Raw genomic sequence first — 22590 nt, forward strand, 5'->3', positions numbered from 1 at the left:
GGGAGGTTTTTTGCATGGAAGAAAAATTGGATGCCAGACCTCACAAGCTGGAGCTTCTGAACCGGGAAAAGGGGAGTGTGACGGGGATCCAGGATGTGGTGTCATTTGATGAGAACCAGATGATTCTCGATACAAACATGGGGCTTCTGACGGTGCGTGGGAAGGCGCTGCATGTGAGCCGTCTGACGTTGGAAAAGGGCGAAGTGGATATTGAGGGCGAGTTTGAAAGCTTTTCGTATTCCTGCAACGAGTCCCACCGGAAATCGCAGGAGTCGTTCTTTGGACGGCTGTTCCGTTAGGCGGTGGCGGATGAGCGGGATGGTGAGAGGGGAAATATGGCTGCTTGGCGGCAGTGTGTGTACGGGAATCGCGCTGATGATGATGTATGACGGGCTTAGGATCTTCCGGTGGCTGGTACGGCACGACTCATTTTGGACAGGCATGGAGGATGCGGCGTATTGGCTCTTTGCCAGCTTTGCGACGTTCCGGCTTTTGTTCTGGCACAATGACGGAGTCCTGCGGGGCTATGCGGTGGCGGGCGTGCTGGGCGGCATGGTGTTTTATGACCGGACGGGCAGCCGTCTTTTGTTTACGGTATTGAAAAAATGCAGCAGATGGATTAAAATGAAAAGAAGAGGCAAAAAAAGCCAGAAGACCGGAAAGGAACATACAACAAGGGGACAGGCAGAGAATCTGGAAAGGAAGTGAGATGAAGGTGCGTAGACAGATGTCAGAAGGCAGACCGGGTGGGAATGCACGGAAAAAGAAAAAGGACAATTTAAACAACCGGATGGCGCTTGTGGGCGTTACGATGGTAGTGCTGAGTCTGGCGGTTGCCGTGCACATCAAGGGCATCGATCTCAAGGAAAAGGATAGGAGTTATTCAATTCGTGAGGAAAATCTGGAGGCACAGGTTGCGAAAGAAGAAGAACGTGCCAAACAGCTTGAGGAATACCGCGTATACGTGCAGACCAAGCAGTATATCGAGAAGGTAGCGAAGGAGAAGCTGGGACTTGTAAACCGCAATGAGATCCTGCTTAAGCCGTCGAATCCGAATTAGGCTTGCAGCACATCCTAGAATGCCTGGAGTATGGCACACGGGGGAGCAGTGTTCATAGATAGGTCGGAAAATGTCGAAGTTTTCCCTGGTTTTGCTCCCTCCGTTTGACAAATATTTCCCTCCAGCCTGTATATAATGGCGTTATACAGGTTAGGAGGGATTTTTGTGCTTAAACGGAGAACTTTACATAGAGATATGGCGGATGTCAACGTCTACACGGCAAGACGTTTAAAGAGCATGGCGCTGTCACTGGGTGGTCTGGCGCAGGCGTTTGCGGATGAGATCGGCGGGCAGGGGCATCTGACGAAGGAGGACGGACTGGCGGCAATGCAGACGGCGGCGTCGGCGGTATGCGGCGATTGTACACGGTGCAACCTGTATTATGGCAGCCGCCGGGACGACAGTTATTATCTCTATTATCTGCTTCGGACGTTCGAGCAGAAAGGGAAAATCGACCTGGAGGACATGCCTCGCCTGTTTCATGAGATCTGTTCCCAGAGAGAGGCATATTTGCGGGAATTGAACCGGAGTCTCGGGCGGGCGACGATGAATCTGGGATGGAAAAACCGTTTTCTGGAAAGCCGGGACGCGGTGATCGTCCAGTTCCGGGAGCTGGCGGCGATTCTGGAGGAATTTTCCAACCAGATGGAACAGGCGGCGGATGTGACGGCATCCTGGGAGGAGGTGCTTTCAGGGATACTCCGCAGAAGCCATCTGCGCGTGGACAACATGCTGGTGCTTCAATATGAAAATCAGCAGAAGGAGGCGTTTCTCACACTCCGCAGCGTCAACGGGCGATGCATGACGGCGCGGGATGTGGCGGAACTTCTGGGACGCGCGATCGCCGGAAGCCACTGGAGTGTGGCGAAAGACAGCAAAAGCCTGATCACCCGCAATGCGGCGACCTTCCGTTTTGTGGAAGAAGGTAAATACCGGATGGTGTACGGCATGGCGTGCAGCCCCAGGGAGGGTGAACCGATTTCAGGCGATACGTGTACGGTGCAGACCGGGCTTCCGGGGCAGGTGATTATGAGCCTGTCGGACGGTATGGGAAGCGGCAGAAGCGCCAGCGAGGACAGCGAGAAGGTCATTGAGCTGACCCAGCGCCTGCTGGAGACGGGATTTTCGGCGCGATCGGCGCTCAAATTGGTAAATACGGTGCTTCTGCTGGCGGGTACGGAGCAGAATCCGGCAACAATTGATCTATGTTGTATCGATCTGGGGACAGGTGTGCTGGAAGCGATGAAGCTGGGCGCGGTGCCGACCTTTATTCTGGGGCGTGAGGGTGTTGAGTTTCTGGAAGCAGGCGGGCTGCCGATGGGAATCGTACAGAACGCGGAGCCGGTTCTGATGTCGCGGAAAATGTGGGACGGCGAAAAAATCATTATGATAAGCGACGGTATTCTCGAAGCGATGCCGGGGGAACACAAGGAAGAGACGTTCATGGAATTTGTATCAAACCTTTCCGGCGGCAACCCGCAGGAACTGGCAGAACAGATCCTGGCGTTTGCGTCCGGGCTTTCGGACGGGGGTGTGGTGGATGACTGCACAGTGTTGGTCGGGACGGTGCTGGAACGTGGGTAGTTACTGTTTACGGGTAGGCACTTTTGGAACCGAAAGTGCCGTAAGAAAACGTGGTGGCAGCAGGAATTTGCCGTATTTAAATGCGAAGCCACGGCAAATTCCGTTACTGGGCACGTATGCGTGAACAGTAACGTAGAATCTGGCAGGTTGAGAAATAAGAGGAGATCCGTTATACTGTGAAGGTACTGAACAGTTACGAGTGAATTTATTTTTAAGAGGGATAAAAAGAAATATAAAAGAATGCAGAAACAAACAGAAATTTATATGAAACAAAATCATATGACCAGGCCGGGGGATGGCGTTCTGGTCGGTTTATCCGGGGGAGCGGATTCCGTCGGTCTTTTGCTGGTACTCTGGAAGCTGCGGGAGACGTTTCAGATTTCCCTGCGGGCGCTCCATGTCCATCACGGGCTGCGCGGCGCGGAGGCGGATCGGGACGCGGCATTTTCACGGATGCTGTGTGAACGGCTGGAAATTCCTTTTTATGAGTTCCGTATCGATGCGGCAAAAGAGGCGCTTGACCGGAAATGTTCCGTCGAGGAGGCGGGACGACTGGCACGGTACCGCCTGTATGAGGAGACGGCGCTTGCGTGGGAGGAAGAGATGTGTCCGGATTTGACATCGGAGAATGCGGGGGAAAAAGAGGCGGCAGCCGCCCGGGTTCACATCGCCACCGCCCACCATGCGGATGATAATGCGGAAACGGTTCTTTTTAACCTGTTCCGCGGAAGCGGTCTGACCGGGCTTTCCGGCATTGCTCCGGTGCGGGGGCGCATCATCCGTCCTCTTCTCTGGGCGCAGCGGAGTGAGATTCAGGCATGGCTTTTGCAGCAGGGACAGGACTGGGTCGAGGACTCGACGAACCAGGAGAGTGAATACAGCCGCAACTGGCTTCGGAATGAACTGCTTCCGGCGGTAGAAGAGCGCCTGAATGCACAGGCAGTTCGTCATATCGACCAGGCGGGCAGACGCATCCGGCAGGCAGATGCCTATCTGGAAGAGGTGGCAGAGGAATGGCTTCAAGAGCATGCACCGGACGGAAAAGCGGACGCAGGAGCGCTGGCAGAACAGGCGGAGATTGTGCAGGGCTATATTGTGCGGCGGTTGTTTTTAAAGAGCAAAATGCCGCTCCGGGACGTGACGGAGACGCATGTGCAGGCGGTGCGGGAACTTCTGCATCAGGGAACCGGAAAGAGTATTTCGCTGCCGCATGGGTTCCGGGCGGTAAATATATATGGATTTCTTGAAGTGCGCCCGCTTAGTCATCCAGGGGAAAGAAAAGGGGGTTTGCTTCCGGGTATCCAGAATGGGAATCTTTTGCAGATGCATACTTTCCCCTGTGAAAATGGGGATGAATTTCCGAAAAACCAGTATACGAAATGGTTTGACTATGATAGAATAAAAGGTACCTTATCGCTGAGACACCGGCAGCCGGGGGACTACCTGACACTGCCGTCCGGCGGTCGGAAGACGCTGAAATCCTGGATGATCGATGAGAAAATTCCGAGACAGGAGCGGGAGGAAATCTGGCTTCTGGCGGAAGAAAAACATATCCTGTGGATAGTGGGGCACCGGATCAGCGCATATTATAAGATAACAGAACAGACAAAAACCATCCTTGAGGTGGAATTTAACGGAGGAAAAAGCAGTGGCTGATAAGATTCGTGTATTATTAACGGAAGAAGAAGTAAACAAGAAGATCAGTGAAGTGGCAGCACAGATCAACAAAGATTATGAGGGAAAGGAAGTCCACCTGATCTGTATCTTAAAGGGCGGCGTATTCTTTACCTGCGAACTGGCAAAACGCCTGACTATTCCGGTTTCCCTGGATTTCATGTCTGTATCCAGCTACGGTTCCGACACCAAGTCAAGCGGTGTGGTAAAGATTATCAAGGATCTGGACGAGCCGCTGGAGGGCAAGAATGTCATCATCGTGGAGGACATCATCGATTCCGGACGCACCCTGGCATATCTGATTGAGGTATTAAAACAGAGAAATCCGAAAAATATCGAGCTGTGCACCCTGCTTGACAAGCCGGAGCGCCGCGTGAAAAAACAGGTTCAGGTTAAATATACCTGCTTTACAATCCCGGATGAGTTTGTCGTAGGTTACGGCCTGGATTACGATCAGAAATACCGCAACCTGCCGTACATCGGTGTTGTGGAAGTATAAGGAGGAAGCCAGTTGAAACAACGTCAGTCGATGGGAGGCGTGGGGCTTCTGATCCTCATGCTGCTCGTTATCATGTTTTTCTCGTTGAAAGTCCCTGGAATGGCGACGGAGCGGGAATTAAGCTATCCGGAGTTCATGGTATATCTGGAAAATAAGACCGTAGAGAGCGCACAGATCCGCCCGAACCGCGAGGTGCCGACCGGTGAGGTTGTTTTTGAGACAACCTCCGGCGACCGGGAGGAATTCAATGTGCTGGATGTGAAGGAAGTAGAGATGGCGCTGCGCAAGGCGGGGGTTCCGTACACGACCACCAGCGTCCGCCAGGATAGCTATTTTATGACGGTGATCTTGCCGATCGCTTTGTCCGCAGGCGTCCTGATCTTCCTGTTTATGTTTATCAATTCCCGTTCCGGCGGCGGGGCAAATGCCAAGATGATGAATTTTGGACGCAGCCGTGCCCGGATGGTATCGACCAGCAAGGTCAACTTTACCAAAGTTGCCGGTCTGGAAGAGGAGAAAGAGGAACTGGAGGAGATCGTAGATTTCCTGAAAAATCCGCAGAAATACACCGGCGTCGGGGCGCGCATCCCGAAGGGCGTGATCTTAGTCGGACCTCCAGGAACTGGTAAAACCCTGCTTGCCAAAGCAGTGGCGGGTGAGGCAGGCGTTCCGTTCTTCTCGATTTCCGGTTCGGATTTTGTTGAAATGTTCGTCGGTGTCGGCGCATCCCGTGTCCGCGACTTGTTTGAGGAAGCCAAGAAAAATGCCCCGTGTATTGTCTTTATCGATGAGATCGATGCGGTTGCCAGACAGCGTGGTACCGGCATGGGCGGCGGTCACGACGAGCGAGAGCAGACGCTCAACCAGCTCCTGGTTGAGATGGATGGTTTCGGAGTCAATGAGGGCATCATCGTCATGGCGGCGACGAACCGCGTGGATATTCTCGACCCGGCGATTCTGCGGCCGGGCAGATTTGACCGAAAGGTGGCAGTCGGACGACCGGACGTCAAGGGACGCGAGGAGATTCTCGGCGTTCATACGAAGGAAAAACCACTGGGCGAGGATGTGGATTTACACCGCATCGCGCAGACAACCGCTGGATTTACCGGAGCCGATCTGGAAAATCTGATGAATGAGGCGGCGATCAATACCGCAAAAGAGGGACGTAAGTTCCTGACCCAGACGGATATTGAGAAAGCCTTTATTAAAGTGGGAATCGGTGCTGAGAAGCGCAGCAAGGTGATTTCCGAGAAAGATAAGAAGATTACCGCATACCATGAGGCGGGTCATGCGATTCTGTTCCATGTCCTCCCGGATGTGGGACCGGTTCACACCGTTTCGATCATTCCGACCGGTGTCGGTGCGGCAGGCTATACGATGCCGCTTCCGGAGCAGGATGAGCTTCATATGACGAAGGGCAGAATGCTTCAAAATATCATGGTTTCGCTGGGCGGACGAATCGCCGAGGAGATTATCTTTGACGACATCACGACCGGCGCCTCCCAGGATATCAAGCAGGCGACCTCGATGGCGCGCGCGATGGTAACCGAGTACGGTATGTCAGAAAAACTGGGCATGATCAACTACGGTGGAGACAACAACGAGGTCTTTATTGGCCGCGACCTGGCGCATACGAGAACCTACAGCGAGGAAGTGGCGAGCGAGATCGACAGCGAGGTAAAACGCATCATCGACGAATGCTATGCCAAGGCAAAACAGATCATTCTCGATCACGAGGATGTCCTTCATTCCTGCTGTGCCCTGCTGATGGAGAAAGAGAAGATCGGTCAGGCTGAGTTTGAAGCGCTGTTCCAGGATGGAGAAAAGCCGTCAGGGGAAGCTGAAACTCCGGTGACAGAAGCATAAAAAGTTGAAAGCATGAGACAGGTCTGCAAATAAGCCTGAAAAAAGGTGCCAGTCAGCTGCCAGAATGTGCGGGAGACATCCCGGACAGCCATCGGATAGATGGAAATGGCAGTGGTGGCACCTTCTTTTATGCAAATTTCAGGCGGATTTTGCTGGACATTTCGGGAGAGAGTGTTGATTTGCACAAAAAAGAAATCGAAATAAAACGATGTTTGTGCACACTTATTTCCGCTCCTATGCTATTATAATAGACGTAACCCCCCCCCAATACATTATATAGTTTTTGCTACACCCCATAAAACGAAATACCTTCTCCTAAAAAGGTCAGCTACCCCGCTGACCTTTTTTATTTCATAGGAAATTACGTCCTATGAAACAAAAAACGCTCCGCGAGGATGCACACTCGCGCGAAGCAGAAACATGTCGCAAGCGACCGCGCGAGACGCCCGAATGTGCCAAGGCACATTCTTTTTTATTACCTAAAATTAGGGGTGTGAAAATAACTTGTGTAATTTGGGGAAATCCTGTAAAATATGGGCAGAAAATAACATGATTGTGAAAGCGGTGAAACCGCTGGAAAGGGAAACAGATGGAGCAGATCAATCGCGACGCGCTATTTTGCGACGAGACAGAGGATTACCGTTGTCCTTCGGAGGCAGATGCGGGTGAAGTCGTTACATTTTATTTCAGAACAGAGAAAAATGGAGCAGATGCGGTTGTACTGCTGGAATATGACCCGGAGACCGGGGCGCTTTTGCAGGAGTGGCAGATGAAACGGCTTTCGTGGGAGTGCTGTGCTGGCAGCGTTGGGAACGGTGCAGATACAAATCGAGGCATAGATGGTAGCGGTATGGCTGACAAGTCAGACCCCCGTTTTGATTATTACAGCTGTGCGCTGACTCTGGGAACGAAAACATTTTCGTATGTATTTCAGGTGACCTGGGGCGAGAACGTCTGTCTTTACAACCGGATCGGGTTGACAGAGGATGCGGCGGCGCACCCGTTCCGCCTGATTCCGGGATTTCATGTGCCGGAGTGGAGCAAGGGCGCGCTGATGTATCAGATCTATGTGGATCGGTTCTGCAACGGCGATCCTACAAACGATACGGAAACCAATGAATATATTTATCTGAAAAAGCCGGTCACCCGGGTGACGGACTGGAAGGAACCGATCAGTACACTCGATGTGGGACGGTTTTACGGCGGTGATCTGCAGGGTGTTTTAGATAAACTTGATTATTTAAAGAGTCTCAAGATAGAAGCAATCTACTTAAATCCGGTATTTGTATCACCGTCGAACCATAAGTATGACTGTCAGGACTACGACCATATCGATCCGCATTATGGAGTGATTCTGGAGGACGCAGACGGGCTGGTGTGCCCGGAAGATACGGACAATGACCGCGCACATAAATATATGACGCGGACGGCGGATGAGCAGAACCTGGAGGCGAGCGATGCCTTTTTTGCCCGCCTGATTGAGGAAGCACACAAGCGGGGAATCCGGGTGCTGGTGGACGGTGTGTTCAACCATTGTGGTTCTTTCAATAAATGGCTGGATGCGGAACTTCTGTACCAGCACGCGGGCGGCTATCCGCAGGGGGCATATGTCTCGGAGGACAGCCCGTATCGCTATTTTTTTCAGTTCCACAATGAAAATGCCTGGCCGTTTAATGACAGCTACGACGGCTGGTGGGGACACGCGACGCTTCCGAAGCTCAATTACGAGGAATCGCTGGAATTGTACCAGTACATTCTGGGGATTGCGAAAAAATGGGTGTCGGCGCCGTTTGGAGCAGATGGCTGGCGGCTGGATGTGGCGGCAGATCTGGGGCGGAGTGCCGGGATGAACCATCAGTTCTGGCGTGATTTCCGCGCGGCAGTCAAGGAGGCAAATCCGGAGGCGGTCATGATCGCGGAACATTACGGCAGCCCGTATGACTGGCTGAAGGGCGATCAGTGGGATACGGTCATGAATTATGATGCGTTTATGGAGCCGCTGTCATGGTTTCTGACCGGGATGGAGAAGCACAGTGACGAAGAAAATCCGGCGCTGTTTGGGGATGGATGTGCCTTTTTTGAGGCGATGCGCTACCATATGAGTGAAATGCCGACGGCTTCCGTGCAGTGTGCGATGAACGAGCTGTCCAACCACGATCACTCCCGCTTTATGACGCGGACAAACCGCCGGGTGGGCCGTCTTGCGTCGGCAGGTGCAAAAGCAGCGGAGGAAGGCATCAGCTATGGCATTTTCCGCCAGGGTGTTGTCATACAGATGACCTGGCCGGGCGCGCCGACGATCTATTACGGTGACGAAGCGGGCGTCTGTGGATGGACCGATCCGGACAGCCGACGGACGTACCCGTGGGGCGGGGAAAACCTGGAGCTGATCGAGTTCCACCGCTACATGAGCGGCATCCGGAAACGCTGTCCGGCATTTAGAAATGGTTCTCTGAAAGCGCTGGCGGCGGGAGATGGCTATATTGCCTATGGACGTTTTCAGAGTGCTCAGAGAGCTGGCGGCGCGTGCTGCGGCGTGACGGCGGTCAATACAGGTGATGACTGGCTGACGCTCAAGATTCCGGTCTGGCAGATCGGGGTGCGCGACGGGGCGGTCCTGCGCCGGGAAATGATGACCTATGAGGACGGTTACAACGCCGGACAGGTTGAACATGAGATAAAGGACGGCTATATCGAGGTGAAAATCCCACCGGTCGGAAGTATCGTTTTGACGGGAAATGATACGGCATTGTAGGAAATGTGGCTTCGACAAGATATATGATTTCTGGCAGTTGAGCGAGAAGAATCAAAAGCAGGAAAAAATGGAAATAAAAATATTAAATAAAATATATAAAAACACTTGCTTTTTTGAGACAGCCATGTTATAATCTTCAACTGTCAGAGCAATTTTGGATGGGTTCCCGAGTGGCCAAAGGGGGCAGACTGTAAATCTGTTGCGTCTCGCTTCGGTGGTTCGAATCCACCTCCATCCATTTGGCTTTGTGCCAGTCATGAGTAATCATGATGCCGGCGTGGCGGAACTGGCAGACGCACAGGACTTAAAATCCTGCGAGGGTTAAACTTCGTACCGGTTCGATTCCGGTCGCCGGCAGTATCGGGAACAGTTTTTAACTGTTCCCGATTTTGCGTTATACGGACGTATTTGCAGCGTTGGTTTATATCGGGATATAGAAATCCTGTCATAAACCGGCGCTTCTTTTGCATATAATACAAAGCAAAGGAGTGAAAACATGTCTGCATATCATCGGTTAATATCATATATCTATGCATACGAGGGCGGAATCAAAGGGAAAAATACGGGATTTGCGAAATTGGAGACGCGGGGAACTTCCTGCCGGATTCAGGTCAGCGTCCGCCGTGTCTTTGCGGGCGGCAGCCCGATCGGCGTATACCTTCTGGCAGGGCAGGAGGAGATCCGTATCGGCACCCTGTTTGTCCGTGGCGGAAATGGGGAGTTCCGTGCCGTCGTCAATTGTGAAAATATTGAAGGAAGCGGCTGCAATATGGAAGAGTGCTGTGGTCTGACTCTTCATGAGACGGACAGCGCATGGCGTGCCTATACGACGATCTGGGAAGATGCCGTCGCGCATGCGGCAGAGGTTGAGCTGGCGGATGTGACTGCTGAGAAAGTGCGGGAGCAGGAAGCGGAGAAGGAAGAGGCAACGCGGAAACTGGCAGAGAATGTATCTGGGGAAGTGAACAGCGCGTCTGTAGGGAAAGAAAAATTGGATGAGGCGTCAGAACTTACCCGGTCGGGAGAAATGGAGAGTCAGGACACATCCACGGAGACAGAGAAGAAAGAAGCTGTGAATATAAACGAAACGGACTTCGGAATCAGCCAGCCCCAGCCAGAAAAGCTGGAGGATTCAAACCTGGAGATTTTCGAGGACACGGAAACCATGGAAGCGGTTCCAGATATCTCAGAAACATCCGATCATCAAGAGGCAGAAGTTGTTCAGGAAACGCAAACGGAAACACCGCAAGAAAGTTTTCAGGAATCCACTCAAGAAGTGCAAACGGAGACACCGCAGGAAAGTTCTCAGGAATCCTTTCAGGAAGCGCAGACAGAGGCGCGACGGAAAGATTCTCAAGAATCCACCTGGGAAGTCCGGAAAGAAATGCCTCCAGATTCTCCACCAGACCATCAAGAGGCATTTCGGTCGGACTCTCAAAATCAAAAACAACCGCAACCAGATTCATCCAAGGAATTTTCGAAAGAAGATCCCGCCGAGTCCCTCTGGAACCGTCTGCGTGCTGCCTATCCCAAAGTAACCGCCTTCGAATGCGCCGACGGCTGCGAGATTCTGGTAATCAAACCGCAGGATATCGGGCTTCTGCCGCGGGAAAACTGGGTGTATGGAAATAACAGCTTTCTTCTGCACGGTTACTACAACTACCGATATCTGATTCTGGCGAGACTGGGGAAACCCGGCGAACGGGGGCGCTACATTCTGGGCGTGCCGGGACATTATGGAAACAATGAAAAATATATGGCGGCGATGTTCGGCTTTGACCGCTTTGTCCGTTCCACCCGCCAGCCGCCGCGCGACAGCCGGTTCGGGTATTGGTATACGGATTTGAATTTTACATAAAAGCCGGTCGCTCCTTTTACAGAACTCTTGACAGAGGATAGCTTTTCTGAGTAGGATGGATATAGGTCAAATGCTTTCAGGTGTTTGGTTGGCAGCGGAGCAAACTTGCCGGGAAACTGAGATAAGGATGTCTGTTGTTGGAAGCGGATAAATTTGAATGGAGGAAAAGATAGAAATATATAAAACAAGAAAGAGGAAAAAACAGTGGCAGCAAAATTGACACGGGAAGAGAAATATATGAAAGCGGCGATCCGCGAGGCGAAGAAAGCCTGGGCGCTCGGAGAAGTGCCGATCGGCTGCGTGATCGTGTATGAGGACAAAATCATCGGCAGGGGTTACAACCGTCGGATGGTCGATCATAGCGCGCTGGCACATGCGGAGATCGCGGCAATCAAAAAAGCGTGCAAGCGCATGGGCGACTGGCGCCTGGAAGAATGCGAGCTGTACGTGACGCTGGAACCGTGCCCGATGTGCGCAGGGGCGATCGTGCAGGCGCGGATTCCAAAAGTTTACATCGGTTCCATGAACCCGAAAGCCGGCTGCGCCGGTTCGGTACTGAATCTTCTGGATGAAAAAGGATTCAATCATCAGGTGGAGACAGAAGAAGGACTTTTGGGCGAGGAATGTTCGATGATGTTGAAAGAATTTTTCAAAGAATTGCGTGAAAAGAGAAAAAAGAAGAAAGAAGAAAAAGCTGGTGAATGATTTCCACCAGCTTTTTGCATTCCATATTTCCCATTCAAACCGAAAAATACAGTCCTTATTTGATTACGTGGATCCAGCCCTCCGGAGCTTTGATGTGACCCATCTGGATGCCGGTCAGTGTCTCGTAGAGTTTCTGGGTAACCGGACCCATCTTCTCCATACCTGCCGGGAAGCAGATTTCCTTGCCGTGGTCAACGATCTTGCCAACCGGAGAGATAACAGCTGCGGTACCGCACAGGCCGCACTCTGCGAAATCTTTTACTTCGTCTAAGTATACTTCACGCTCTTCGGTCTCCATGCCAAGGTAATCTCTTGCAACCTGCAGGATGGAACGGCGTGTGATAGACGGAAGGATGCTGTTGGACTTCGGAGTTACCAGCTTGCCGTCTTTGGTGATAAAGATAACGTTTGCGCCGCCGGTCTCCTCGATCTTGGTACGTGTCTGCGGATCCAGGTAGATGTTCTCATCGAAACCGTTCTTATGAGCATCGACGATCGCATGCAGGCTCATCGCGTAGTTTAATCCGGCTTTGATGTGACCGGTTCCGTGAGGTGCTGCACGGTCGAAATCGCTGACGCGGATGGTGATCGGTTTAGCGCCGCCCTTGAAGTACGGGCCAACCGGTGTACAGAATACGCGGAACTGATAGATGTTTGCCGGTTTAACGCCGATGATGGAATCATAACCGAACATATACGGGCGGATGTACAGGGTTGCACCGGAACCATACGGCGGTACGAATGCTGCGTTGGCTTCTACTACTTTTGTGATGGCGTCTACGAAGCGCTCCTTTGGGAATGGCGGCATTTCAAGACCTTTTGCGGAATTCTCCATACGCTCGCCGTTTAAGTCAGGACGGAACGTAACGATATGGCCGTCCTCGGTCGTATACGCTTTCAGACCTTCGAAGCAAGTCTGTGCATACTGCAGAACACAGGCGCATTCATTCAAGGTAATATTCGGGTCGGAGGTAAGGACGCCTTCGTCCCAGGAACCATTCTGGTACATGGAAACATAGCGGTAATCCGTTGGCATATAGCCGAAACCGATGTTGCTCCAGTCGATATTTTTCTTCTCCATAATCGTTGCTCCAATCTTACAGAATTTTATGATTTAGTAACTGTTTGACTTTTTGCAGTCGCTAGATTTATACCTATTATAATGATTTCTTTCTTCTGTTGCAAGATTCTGGGATAAAAAATGATAAAAAAACAATAAAATGTATTCTTGTGTATTTTTATACAATGCTTGTTAGTCAAGCTCCGGCTTGACAAAACGGCGGCTGCCATGTATACTAAACAGGCTGACGGTCTGCAGGTCATTCCGTCATATAAGATCAAGTCATAAAGTTTCCGCACAGCCGGGGAGTTAGCGGTGCCCTGTACCTGCAATCCGCTATAGCAGGGGTGTTGTCCGACCGAGGGCGTTTTTACTGTGGGGCTGCCCCTGAAAAGTGGCGTTGAAGTCTGGGTCTTGCGCAACAGAAATCTGTGAACCGTGTCAGGGCAGGAATGCAGCAGCACTAAGCAGAAGCTTCTGTGTGCCGCAAGGCAGCCTGGACCGAGTTAACTGTCAGGGTAACGTCCATGGCATACGTTCGAAGCCGGGCGTGCGGATTTTTTTATTTCATAGGAAATTGCTTCCTATGAATAAAAAATAGAAAATAATAGATACAGAAACAAGCATTTTTGCAGGTGTGTGAATATAGCCGGGATATGTGGAATTTGATTTGCCAGGGGGTAGGAATACCGTGCCGGGGCAGATTAAAAGCGCGTATCCCGGTATTTTTATGTCTATGATATTTGTAAGGAATTTTTTCTTGCCCGCGGGATATGATTGTATTATAATTACAAAATGGGTGTAGTTTATCCTGATATGGGGGTTGTTGGAAACTTAGAATAAGGGTAACTGTGAAGGTACTGGACGGTTATGAAGAAAGGGAAAGCGCTCATGAGAAGAATCGGTATGTTAACCAGCGGCGGCGACTGCCAGAGCTTAAATGCGACGATGCGAGGCGTGGCAAAATCGCTGTACAAAATGTTTGATGACATAGAGATAGTTGGATTTGAAGACGGCTATAAAGGTCTTATGTATGCAGACTACCGGATTATGAAACAGTCGGATTTTTCCGGGATTCTGACACGCGGAGGTACGATTCTGGGAACTTCCAGACAGCCTTTCAAGCTGATGCGGATGCCGGACGAGAACGGTCTGGATAAAGTGGAAGCGATGAAACACACCTATTACAAGCTGAAACTGGAATGCCTCGTCATTTTAGGCGGCAACGGCAGCCAGAAGACGGCAAATCTGCTGCGGGAGGAAGGACTCAATATCGTTTCTCTTCCGAAGACCATAGACAACGATCTCTGGGGCAGCGATCTTACGTTTGGATTCCATAGTGCGGTTGATGTAGCGACCAATGCCATCGACTGTATTCATACGACGGCGGCGTCTCATGGCAGAGTCTTCATCGTGGAGATCATGGGCCACAAGGTGGGATGGCTGGCGCTCTATGCAGGCATCGCGGGCGGAGCTGACATCATTCTCCTGCCGGAGATCCCGTATGATATTGATGTGGTGGTAAATGCGATCCGCAGCCGTACTAAAAATGGCAAGAATTTCACGATTCTGGCGGTCGCAGAGGGCGCGATTTCCAAGGAAAATGCAGCCCTGACCAAGAAAGAATTAAAAGAAAAGAAGAAAAATGGACCGGTTTATCCGTCGGTCGCTTACGAGCTGGGCGCCCAGATTTCCGAGCGGACGGGGCAGGAGATCCGTGTGACGGTTCCGGGGCATATGCAGCGCGGAGGCGAGCCATGTCCGTATGACCGCGTGATTGCGACGCGCCTCGGCGCGGAGGCAGCAGAGATGATCCGCCGCAAAGAATACGGCTATATGGTCGCTTTAAACAACAATAAGATTGAAAAAATTCCGCTCGCGGACATTGCCGGTAAATTAAAGATGGTCGATCCGAAGAGCGATATTATCCGGGAAGCTAAGGATGTAGGCATCAGCTTCGGCGACGAATAGTAAGGAAGTAGTAGTTTATGTCATATACAGCACTGTACAGAAAATGGCGTCCGACGTCCTTTGAAGAGGTTCGGGGTCAGGACCATATCGTAAAGACCCTGAAAAATCAGATCAACTCCGGGCGGATCGGGCACGCGTACCTCTTCTGCGGGACGCGCGGAACCGGTAAGACGAGTATTGCCAAGATCTTTGCACGGGCAGTCAACTGTGAACATCCGGTGGACGGCAGCCCCTGCGGCGAGTGCAGTATGTGCCGCCAGATTGCGGAAGGAGCTTCCCTCAATGTGGTGGAGATCGATGCGGCATCCAACAATGGTGTGGAAAATATCCGCGATATCCGGGAGCAGGTGCAGTACCCGCCGACGGACGGGCGCTACCGCGTCTACATCATTGACGAGGTTCATATGCTTTCGATTGGCGCGTTCAATGCGCTCTTAAAGACGCTGGAAGAACCGCCGTCCTACGTTATATTTATCCTGGCGACGACGGAGGTCCACAAGATCCCGATCACGATCCTGTCCCGGTGCCAGAGATATGATTTTAAGCGGATCTCGATCGATACCATCGCGGGACGGCTGGCGGAGCTGACGCAGGCGGAGCAGATCGATGTAGACGATCGGGCACTTAGGTATGTGGCACGTGCGGCGGATGGCTCGATGCGAGATGCGTTAAGTCTTCTCGATCAGTGCGTGGCATTCCATTTCGGGGAAAAGCTGACGTATGACAATGTGCTCGAGGTGTTGGGCGCGGTCGATAACCGCGTGTTCAGCAAGCTGTTTCAGGCGGTGCTTGCAAGTGATACGAAGGCGTGCATCCGTGAGATTGAGGAAATGATCATCCAGGGGCGCGATCTTTCGCAGCTTGTCAACGATTTCGTCTGGTATATGCGAAATCTCCTGATTGCCAAGACGACCGACGAACCGGGCGATATGCTCGATATGTCGGAGGAAAATCTGGCAGTTTTAAAGGAAGAGGCGGCAGGCGTTGATACGGAAACGCTGATGCGTTACATCCGTATTTTCTCGGAACTTTCCGGGCAGCTGCGCTACGCGTCACAGAAGCGGATTCTGGTGGAGATTGCCTTTATCAAGCTGACGACGCCGTCGATGGAACAGAATCTTGATTCCATTTTACAGCGGATTACGCTATTAGAGCAGAAAATGCAGGAAATGCCGGACAATCTACAGAAACTGGCGTCCCTTGCATCGGCAGCAGGGCAGGCGGTATCCTCCAAAACGGCTGTGGTGGAAACGCCGCCTGAGCCGAAGAAGGTATCCCTTCCACCGGCACAGTACGAAGATCTGATGCTGATGCGGAAAGAATGGGGACGGATTGCGTCCCTGAGCCAGCTTGTGGGTTCGATTAGACTCAGTCTTCCCAAGACAAGTGTAGAACCGGCGGGCGAAGGCTGCCTTTGCATTGTGTGTACAGATGAAAATACGTTTGGAATTATCAATCGGGAGCCTGAGCTTAAAAATTTGCAGGAAGTAGTGCAAGAAAAATACAAAAAGACTCTGCAATTTAAAGTCCGTTTAGAATCATCTGCTGTGCCGCAAAGAACGGTTTATGTCAGTGATGAGGATTTAAAGAACGCAATCCATACCGATGTGATTGTCGAAGAGGATGATTCCGTGTAGTGGAGCTTGCCAAAGATGAGCCTTGTTTTGTAATGCAAGAAGCTGTGATTAAATGCAGATAAATGATATTAGTGGGTTTATATGATATATAGAACCGGCTGCAATCGGCAGCCAGTCTGAATATAAATAAAAAGAAGTGAAAGAGAGGAATGACACCATGGCAAAACGTGGCGGTTTCCCAGGCGGTATGCCGGGCAATATGAACAATTTAATGAAGCAGGCGCAGAGAATGCAGCGCCAGATGGAAGAGAAGCAGAAAGAGCTGGAGGAGAAGCAGTACAGCGCATCCGCAGGCGGCGGCGCTGTAACCGTGACCGTATCTGGTAAAAAAGAGGTTCTTTCGGTGAAACTGTCTGAGGAAGTAGTGGATCCGGATGATATCGAGATGTTAGAGGATCTGATTGTGGCGGCGACCAACGAGGCATTCCGTCAGGCGGAAGAGGACAGCAGCCAGATGATGTCCCAGTTGACCGGTGGCCTTGGCGGTCTGGGAGGCGGATTCCCGTTTTAAGTGATGGATTATTACAGCAGCCAGATTAGCAAGCTAATCGAAGAATTGTCAAAACTTCCCGGAATCGGAAGTAAATCGGCGCAGCGTCTTGCATTTCATATCATCAATATGCCGGAAGAACAGGTCAGGCACTTGTCCGGCGCGATTCTGGAAGCCAAGCAGAATGTGCGTTACTGCAAGGAGTGCTGCACATTGACTGATAAGGAACTGTGCCCGATCTGCAGCAGCGACCGGCGAGATCATGAGACGATCATGGTGGTGGAAAATACGCGCGATCTGGCGGCATATGAAAAGACAGGAAAATACAACGGGGTCTATCATGTGCTGCATGGGGCGATCTCCCCGATGCTGGGGATCGGGCCGGGCGACATCCGGCTCAAGGAGCTGATGACTCGCCTGCAGAAAGAGGAGGTTCGTGAGGTCATTATCGCAACCAACTCAAGCCTGGAGGGCGAGACGACCGCGATGTATTTGAGCAAGCTGATTAAGCCGACAGGGATCCGGGTGACGCGAATCGCCAGCGGCGTTCCGGTCGGGGGCGACTTGGAATATATTGATGAGGTAACGCTTCTGCGCGCGCTGGATGGGCGTACAGAGCTGTAGCCGGTGAGCAAATAAAACGTTACTGGGCACGTATGCGTGAACAGTAACAATAAAACTTCTGCCGCGGCAGGAAGTTAGGAGATGCATAAGATGGATAAATACGAGTTTAACATCAAGGTAGAGCAGATTAAGAAACTGGTTAACAAGGGAGATTTCGAGACGGCGATGAAGATCGCCGATACCATCGACTGGCGTCGTGTACGCAGCACCAGCCTGCTTACGATGATTTCCCAGATTTATGAGAAAAATGCAGAGTATCAGGATGCCAAGGATATTTTATTGCTGGCATATGAGAGAGCGCCGCTTGGAAAGGGGCTTTTATATAAGCTGACCGACCTTGCACTGCGTGAAAATAATATTCAGGAGGCAGAGGCATATTACCGGGAGTTCTGTGAGCTGTCCGGCGATGACCCGCGCCAGTACCTGCTTCGTTTCCTGATTCTGGAGGCGAAGGATGCGCCGTTAGAGCAGCAGATCAATTCTCTGGAGAGATATTGTCAGGAAGAGCTGGATGAGAAATGGCTGTACCACCTGGCAGAGCTTTATCATCAGGCGAACCAGGCGGACGACTGTGTGCGGATCTGCGACAAGATCATGCTGATGTTCGGTCTTGGCAAATATGTGGACAAGGCAATGGAACTGAAACTTCAGTATGCGCCGCTGACGAAATATCAGATGGATCTGGTGGAAAACCGCGAGAAGTACGAAGAGAAGCTGCGTGCGGTGGAAGAAGAGTACAAGAACGGTACATACCGCAAGCCGGAGCCGGAAGGAGAGTATCTGGATACGGATGAGCCGGAGGCAGAGCTGGACGACGAACCGGAGAATGAGCCGGAGGGACAGTCAGAGCAGGCAGAGCCAGAAGAGAAGGCTGGAAAACCGAAAGCCGAGACAAAACCGGCGGACGAGAAAGTAGAAAAGACTGCGCTGGACGAGGATGTAGTAGCAAGCCTTCATGAAGCACAGGCGGAAGAAGCGCTGGCAAAAGAAGTGTCCAAGATCAAGCCTTACGATGAGGAAGAGGGCGCATCCGAAGGGGAGACACGTGTTTTCAGGAATCTCCGCGACCTGGAACCGGCAGAGGCAGAGGAAAAGGGCGAGGAAGCTCCGATTCATGAATTTGAAGAGGAAGAGGAAACCATAGTGGAAGACTGGGATTTCGAACCGGAAGAGGAAGAAGAGGAGATCAAGGAATCAAATCATCTGATGATCGAGGCGGAAGATCCGGCAGCCGGTCTTGCGATGGCACTTGATTCCCTGAAAAAGATTCACCGCGAGCTGGGAACCAAGCATCCGGTTGCCAAGATCAGCGGTGCAAACCTTTCCCATCGCGGCATCGCATCGGTGGCGGAGCGCCTGGCAGGCAAGGATCTGGTGGTCGAGCATGCAGCTGATCTGGACGATTTGACGGTGGAAGAGCTGGAAGAACTGATGACACAGGATGAAACCGGCATGGTCGTTGTTCTGATTGATACGCAGGCACGTTTGGAGCAGATGCACCGCGCATATCCGGCATTAGCAGAGCGTTTCCAGTATATCGGCTGTGAAAACCAGAAAGACGATGCAGCGAAGCTGGCACAGGCGCGCGAGGAAGAGCTGAAACGCCAGCAGGCGCAGCAGGAAGCAGAAGCAGCCAGAAAACGTCAGGCAGAGCGTGAAGCGGAGATCCGCCGTCAGGCAGAAAAAGAGGCAGAGGAAAAACGCAGACAGCAGGAAGCAGCAGCCCGCCGTGAGGAAGAAGAGCGCGCCAAGGAAGAAGCACAGGCACTGGCAGCCAAAGAGGCAGAAGAAGCGCGTAAAGCGGAGGAAGATCGCCGTCTGGCAGAGCAGCAGAGAGAAGAACTGCGCCGTCAGGAAGAGGCAAGACGCGATGACGAGCCGGAGTATGAAGACGAAGAAGATCACTACGAGAAGGACGAGTATGAGCCGGAGGATGATTATGCGCGTGGCGGCTATCGTGATGATTATAAGGACGATTACAAAGACAGCTATAAAGACGAACGCGAAGACGACGAGTATTCCAATTATCCAGAGGATGAGCCGGAAGAGAAACCGTCCAAAAAGTCCGGCGATATGGATGTTGAGGAGTTTGTTCAGTATGCCTGCAAATATGCATCGGAGATCGACTGCAGTATTTCGGGAAAGAGCATGCTGGCTCTGTACGAGCGCGCTGAGATGATGGAGGAGGATGGAGAACCGCTTACCAAGACAAGTGCCGAAGATTTGATCGAGGAAGCTGCAGATAAGGCGGAGAAGAAATCCTTCAGCGGACTGTTCTCATCGAAATATGATAAGGATGGACTTCTGATTCTGAAAGAGAAACATTTCTTTGATTAATTAAAACAATTCGAGAAATTTTAAAATTAAAACTAATTAGTAAAAGAGAGCGCTGCGGGGGAATGCTTCCCGGCAGCGTTTTCTGGTAGTGGACAGTAAAAAGAGATACGGGAGAGAAAGATGGGAACACGGTTAATAGCCCTCGATTTAGATGGGACACTGTTAAATGAAAAAATGCACGTGTCGGAAAAAACAAGACAGGTGATGGAACTGTGCGCGCAGCGGGGAATTGAGATTGTCCCGGCGACCGGGCGCGCGCTCCCGGCAGTGCCAGAGGAGGTTTTGAGCCTGCCGGGCGTCCACTATGGCATATTTACAAATGGGGCGGTCGTCCGGGATTTCGGGAAAAATACCTGGGTGTCGGAAAGCTGCCTGAGCTGGGAAGAGACGATCCGGGTGATTGAGGTGCTGCGCCGGCATCCGGTTATTTACGATATGTATGTATCGGAGGGCGGCGTCAGCGAGACGCGATTGCTGGCACAGCTGGAAGAATACGGGATACCGGAACGTGAATGCGCCTATATCCGGGCGACGCGCCGGGCAGTTACTGACATGGTGGAGTATCTGCGGGAGAAAAAATGCCCGGTGCAGAAGATGAATTTAAATTTTAAGGACCGGGAGAGCAAGCAGGCAGTCCGGGCAAAGCTGGAAGCGATGCCGGAGGTTCTGGTGACCTCCTCGCTTCCGTGGAATCTGGAACTCAACGCGGCGGGCATCACAAAGGGGAGCGGGCTGCGGAATCTCTGTCAGTATCTGGGAATTGAAGCGGAGGAGACGATGGCATTTGGAGACGGCGAAAACGACTGGCCCATGCTGGAGGCAGCAGGAATCGGCGTGGCGATGGAAAATGGCGCCCCATTTTTAAAGGAACGCGCAGACCGGATTGCCGCTTCGAACCGGGAAGAGGGCGTAGCGGAGGCGATCAGACAATGGGTGCTTATATAAAAGAAAACTGGCTGTTCGTGGTGGTGGCAGTCTATCTGGTTTCCATGGTACTGTACGGGCATTACCGCGGATTTGTCCGCCTGGCAGTCTCGGCCGTTTCCCTGGTGCTGTCGTTGGGGGTGGTTCATTTTGGTGCGCCGTCTGTCGCGAATCTGCTTCGCAGCAATGAGGTGGTCTATCAGGCGGTGGAGGACAGCGTGACGAAATTTATCCAAAAGGACGATGAGGCGGAAAATGAGGCAGCTGACGCGGCGCCGCCATCCGTACAGCGCAGTATTATTGAAGAAATGGAGCTTCCGGAACAGTTAAAGGATGCGCTTCTGGAGAATAATAACAGCGAAGTTTACGAGGCGCTGGGTGTAAGCAGCTTTACCCACTACGTCAGCCGTTATCTGGCAAACAGCCTGATCAATATTATAAGTTTTTTTCTGCTGTTTGCAGCCGTGTTCGGCGGACTGCGTGTTCTGTCCGTATCGCTCAATGTGGTCTCCCGGCTGCCGATCATATCGGGGCTGAACCGTCTGGCAGGTGCCGTGCTGGGGGGCGCGGAAGGGATCTTTTTCGTCTGGATTGCAGCACTGCTTATTACACTGTTCTCGGCAACGGCGATTGGTGAACTTTTCCTGAACCAGATAGAAAGCAATATCTGGCTGACCTGGCTGTATGACCACAATATGCTTGGAAGCATCCTGATGGGTGTTGTGAAACGGATTATTTAAAAGCGTATAGAGAAAAACTGTGATATTGAAAAACGGCACACCGCATTCTCGCTACTTAGTGATGAGTTAGGTGTGCCAAATTTTTTATTTCAGTCGAGAAGACACCCACCTCTTTAGGTGGCGAGTAATAGCAAATTTGTCTCAGTGGGAGTTGGGTCTTCGGCTGAGATAAACGCTTCGCGAGGATGCGCAATGATTCTGCATGGAATATGTCAGCGAAAAAACAAGTGAAAATCCCTTGACAAGTTAATGCTGAAATGGTAAACTCTAACTCTAACGTGTTTTGACGTTGGTCTGCATATGCAGGGAAAATCAAATATCACAGGTTTTCTTATTTGCGAAAATGTTTTGAAAATTAAGAAAAAATAGTTGACAACGACAACTGCCTATGATATGATATTCAAGCTGTTGAGCGAAAGCTCAGTTGCGAAAAATAAAATAAAAAAGTTGTTGACAAAGATAACCGCTTGTGGTAATATAAATGAGCTGTCAATGAGACAACAACAAAGAACCTTGAAAACTGAACAGTATGTAAAACCCTGAAAATTCTAAGAACAAAGGCTTTTGGTTAAGCCTTGAAGTTCAAGAGAACATTCAGAACAAAACCAAAACAACAGTAATAACGGTTAAAATTAGCCAAGCGAATTTTGACTGGAATCAAAACTTTAACATGAGAGTTTGATCCTGGCTCAGGATGAACGCTGGCGGCGTGCTTAACACATGCAAGTCGAACGAAGCAATTTAACGGAAGTTTTCGGATGGAAGCTAGATTGACTGAGTGGCGGACGGGTGAGTAACGCGTGGGT

At 51.4% G+C, this 22590-nt stretch carries 18 protein-coding genes, 2 tRNA genes, 1 rRNA gene and 1 other RNA gene (1 of these 22 running past the window's edge); 21 read left to right on the forward strand and 1 reads right to left on the reverse strand.

Going from position 1 to position 22590, the window contains the following annotated elements; translation table 11 throughout:
* Positions 1–14: 14 nt before the first annotated feature.
* From yabP to tadA, 12 genes are all read left to right on the forward strand, one after another.
* Positions 15–299 carry a sporulation protein YabP gene (gene yabP / locus DW739_RS12160; protein WP_022360387.1) on the forward strand — a complete coding sequence of 95 codons (285 nt, stop codon included), beginning with the start codon at positions 15–17 and terminating at the stop codon, positions 297–299.
* A gap of 10 nt (positions 300–309) precedes the next feature.
* Positions 310–708, forward strand: a complete 399-nt coding sequence (gene yabQ / locus DW739_RS12165; protein ID WP_107001692.1) for a spore cortex biosynthesis protein YabQ — start codon at positions 310–312, stop codon at positions 706–708.
* Position 709: 1 nt separating this feature from the next.
* On the forward strand, positions 710–1060 hold the full coding sequence (locus DW739_RS12170) for a septum formation initiator (protein WP_233430281.1): 351 nt from the start codon (positions 710–712) through the stop codon (positions 1058–1060).
* A gap of 165 nt (positions 1061–1225) precedes the next feature.
* Positions 1226–2644, forward strand: coding sequence for a SpoIIE family protein phosphatase (locus DW739_RS12175; protein WP_107001691.1), 1419 nt, complete (start codon positions 1226–1228; stop codon positions 2642–2644).
* Between the two features lie 264 nt (positions 2645–2908).
* Complete coding sequence (tilS, locus tag DW739_RS12180; RefSeq protein ID WP_243023775.1) at positions 2909–4300, forward strand: tRNA lysidine(34) synthetase TilS; 1392 nt, start codon at positions 2909–2911, stop codon at positions 4298–4300.
* Positions 4293–4817, forward strand: a complete 525-nt coding sequence (gene hpt / locus DW739_RS12185; protein ID WP_022360393.1) for a hypoxanthine phosphoribosyltransferase — start codon at positions 4293–4295, stop codon at positions 4815–4817. The genes tilS and hpt overlap by 8 nt, the downstream gene beginning before the upstream one ends.
* Before the next feature lie 57 nt (positions 4818–4874).
* Positions 4875–6683 carry an ATP-dependent zinc metalloprotease FtsH gene (ftsH, locus tag DW739_RS12190; protein ID WP_333490970.1) on the forward strand — a complete coding sequence of 603 codons (1809 nt, stop codon included), beginning with the start codon at positions 4875–4877 and terminating at the stop codon, positions 6681–6683.
* 589 nt (positions 6684–7272) lie between these two features.
* Complete coding sequence (locus DW739_RS12195) at positions 7273–9438, forward strand: glycoside hydrolase family 13 protein (protein WP_118743124.1); 2166 nt, start codon at positions 7273–7275, stop codon at positions 9436–9438.
* 156 nt (positions 9439–9594) lie between these two features.
* A tRNA-Tyr gene (locus DW739_RS12200) sits at positions 9595–9676 on the forward strand.
* Positions 9677–9709: 33 nt separating this feature from the next.
* Positions 9710–9795, forward strand: a tRNA-Leu gene (locus DW739_RS12205).
* Between the two features lie 139 nt (positions 9796–9934).
* Complete coding sequence (locus DW739_RS12210) at positions 9935–11296, forward strand: DUF6128 domain-containing protein (protein WP_118743125.1); 1362 nt, start codon at positions 9935–9937, stop codon at positions 11294–11296.
* A 204-nt stretch (positions 11297–11500) separates the two neighbouring features.
* Entirely contained in the window at positions 11501–12001 is a 501-nt protein-coding gene (gene tadA / locus DW739_RS12215) for a tRNA adenosine(34) deaminase TadA (RefSeq protein WP_347474755.1), read from the forward strand.
* Between the two features lie 55 nt (positions 12002–12056).
* On the opposite strand, the gene DW739_RS12220 is transcribed toward tadA, so the two are convergent.
* Positions 12057–13082: a branched-chain amino acid aminotransferase gene (locus tag DW739_RS12220; RefSeq protein ID WP_118293773.1), complete on the reverse strand. Its 1026-nt coding sequence runs from the start codon at positions 13080–13082 to the stop codon at positions 12057–12059.
* Positions 13083–13354: 272 nt separating this feature from the next.
* Here DW739_RS12220 and ffs point away from each other — a divergent pair.
* The 9 genes from ffs to DW739_RS12265 form a co-directional block, all read left to right on the forward strand.
* Positions 13355–13617, forward strand: an RNA gene (ffs, locus tag DW739_RS12225) — signal recognition particle sRNA large type.
* Between the two features lie 335 nt (positions 13618–13952).
* Positions 13953–15032 (forward strand): ATP-dependent 6-phosphofructokinase, encoded by a 1080-nt coding sequence (locus tag DW739_RS12230; RefSeq protein WP_118473071.1) that lies wholly within the window; start codon positions 13953–13955, stop codon positions 15030–15032.
* A 17-nt stretch (positions 15033–15049) separates the two neighbouring features.
* Positions 15050–16669, forward strand: coding sequence for a DNA polymerase III subunit gamma/tau (gene dnaX / locus DW739_RS12235; protein ID WP_118743126.1), 1620 nt, complete (start codon positions 15050–15052; stop codon positions 16667–16669).
* 157 nt (positions 16670–16826) lie between these two features.
* A complete protein-coding gene (locus DW739_RS12240) occupies positions 16827–17180 on the forward strand; it encodes a YbaB/EbfC family nucleoid-associated protein (protein WP_022359050.1) in 354 nt (117 codons plus the stop codon).
* A 3-nt stretch (positions 17181–17183) separates the two neighbouring features.
* Entirely contained in the window at positions 17184–17783 is a 600-nt protein-coding gene (gene recR / locus DW739_RS12245; protein WP_022359051.1) for a recombination mediator RecR, read from the forward strand.
* A gap of 90 nt (positions 17784–17873) precedes the next feature.
* Complete coding sequence (locus DW739_RS12250) at positions 17874–20120, forward strand: hypothetical protein (protein ID WP_118743127.1); 2247 nt, start codon at positions 17874–17876, stop codon at positions 20118–20120.
* Between the two features lie 120 nt (positions 20121–20240).
* Complete coding sequence (locus DW739_RS12255; RefSeq protein ID WP_118473065.1) at positions 20241–21065, forward strand: Cof-type HAD-IIB family hydrolase; 825 nt, start codon at positions 20241–20243, stop codon at positions 21063–21065.
* Positions 21050–21784, forward strand: coding sequence for a CvpA family protein (locus DW739_RS12260; protein ID WP_107001682.1), 735 nt, complete (start codon positions 21050–21052; stop codon positions 21782–21784). Before DW739_RS12255 ends, DW739_RS12260 begins: the two co-directional genes overlap by 16 nt.
* 666 nt (positions 21785–22450) lie before the next feature.
* Positions 22451–22590 (forward strand): 16S ribosomal RNA (locus tag DW739_RS12265) (it continues 1438 nt past the right edge of the window).

Source organism: Clostridium sp. AM28-20LB, from assembly GCF_003480665.1.
Lineage (GTDB): Bacteria > Bacillota > Clostridia > Lachnospirales > Lachnospiraceae > Otoolea > Otoolea fessa.

Coding starts and splice junctions, on each gene's coding strand:
- yabP (WP_022360387.1), top strand. CDS start 15: ATGGAAGAAAAATTGGATGCCAGACCTCACAAGCTGGAGCTTCTGAAC.
- yabQ (WP_107001692.1), top strand. CDS start 310: ATGAGCGGGATGGTGAGAGGGGAAATATGGCTGCTTGGCGGCAGTGTG.
- DW739_RS12170 (WP_233430281.1), top strand. CDS start 710: ATGAAGGTGCGTAGACAGATGTCAGAAGGCAGACCGGGTGGGAATGCA.
- tilS (WP_243023775.1), top strand. CDS start 2,909: ATGAAACAAAATCATATGACCAGGCCGGGGGATGGCGTTCTGGTCGGT.
- ftsH (WP_333490970.1), top strand. CDS start 4,875: ATGCTGCTCGTTATCATGTTTTTCTCGTTGAAAGTCCCTGGAATGGCG.
- DW739_RS12195 (WP_118743124.1), top strand. CDS start 7,273: ATGGAGCAGATCAATCGCGACGCGCTATTTTGCGACGAGACAGAGGAT.
- DW739_RS12210 (WP_118743125.1), top strand. CDS start 9,935: ATGTCTGCATATCATCGGTTAATATCATATATCTATGCATACGAGGGC.
- DW739_RS12220 (WP_118293773.1), bottom strand. CDS start 13,082: ATGGAGAAGAAAAATATCGACTGGAGCAACATCGGTTTCGGCTATATG.
- DW739_RS12230 (WP_118473071.1), top strand. CDS start 13,953: ATGAGAAGAATCGGTATGTTAACCAGCGGCGGCGACTGCCAGAGCTTA.
- dnaX (WP_118743126.1), top strand. CDS start 15,050: ATGTCATATACAGCACTGTACAGAAAATGGCGTCCGACGTCCTTTGAA.
- DW739_RS12240 (WP_022359050.1), top strand. CDS start 16,827: ATGGCAAAACGTGGCGGTTTCCCAGGCGGTATGCCGGGCAATATGAAC.
- recR (WP_022359051.1), top strand. CDS start 17,184: ATGGATTATTACAGCAGCCAGATTAGCAAGCTAATCGAAGAATTGTCA.
- DW739_RS12250 (WP_118743127.1), top strand. CDS start 17,874: ATGGATAAATACGAGTTTAACATCAAGGTAGAGCAGATTAAGAAACTG.
- DW739_RS12255 (WP_118473065.1), top strand. CDS start 20,241: ATGGGAACACGGTTAATAGCCCTCGATTTAGATGGGACACTGTTAAAT.
- DW739_RS12260 (WP_107001682.1), top strand. CDS start 21,050: ATGGGTGCTTATATAAAAGAAAACTGGCTGTTCGTGGTGGTGGCAGTC.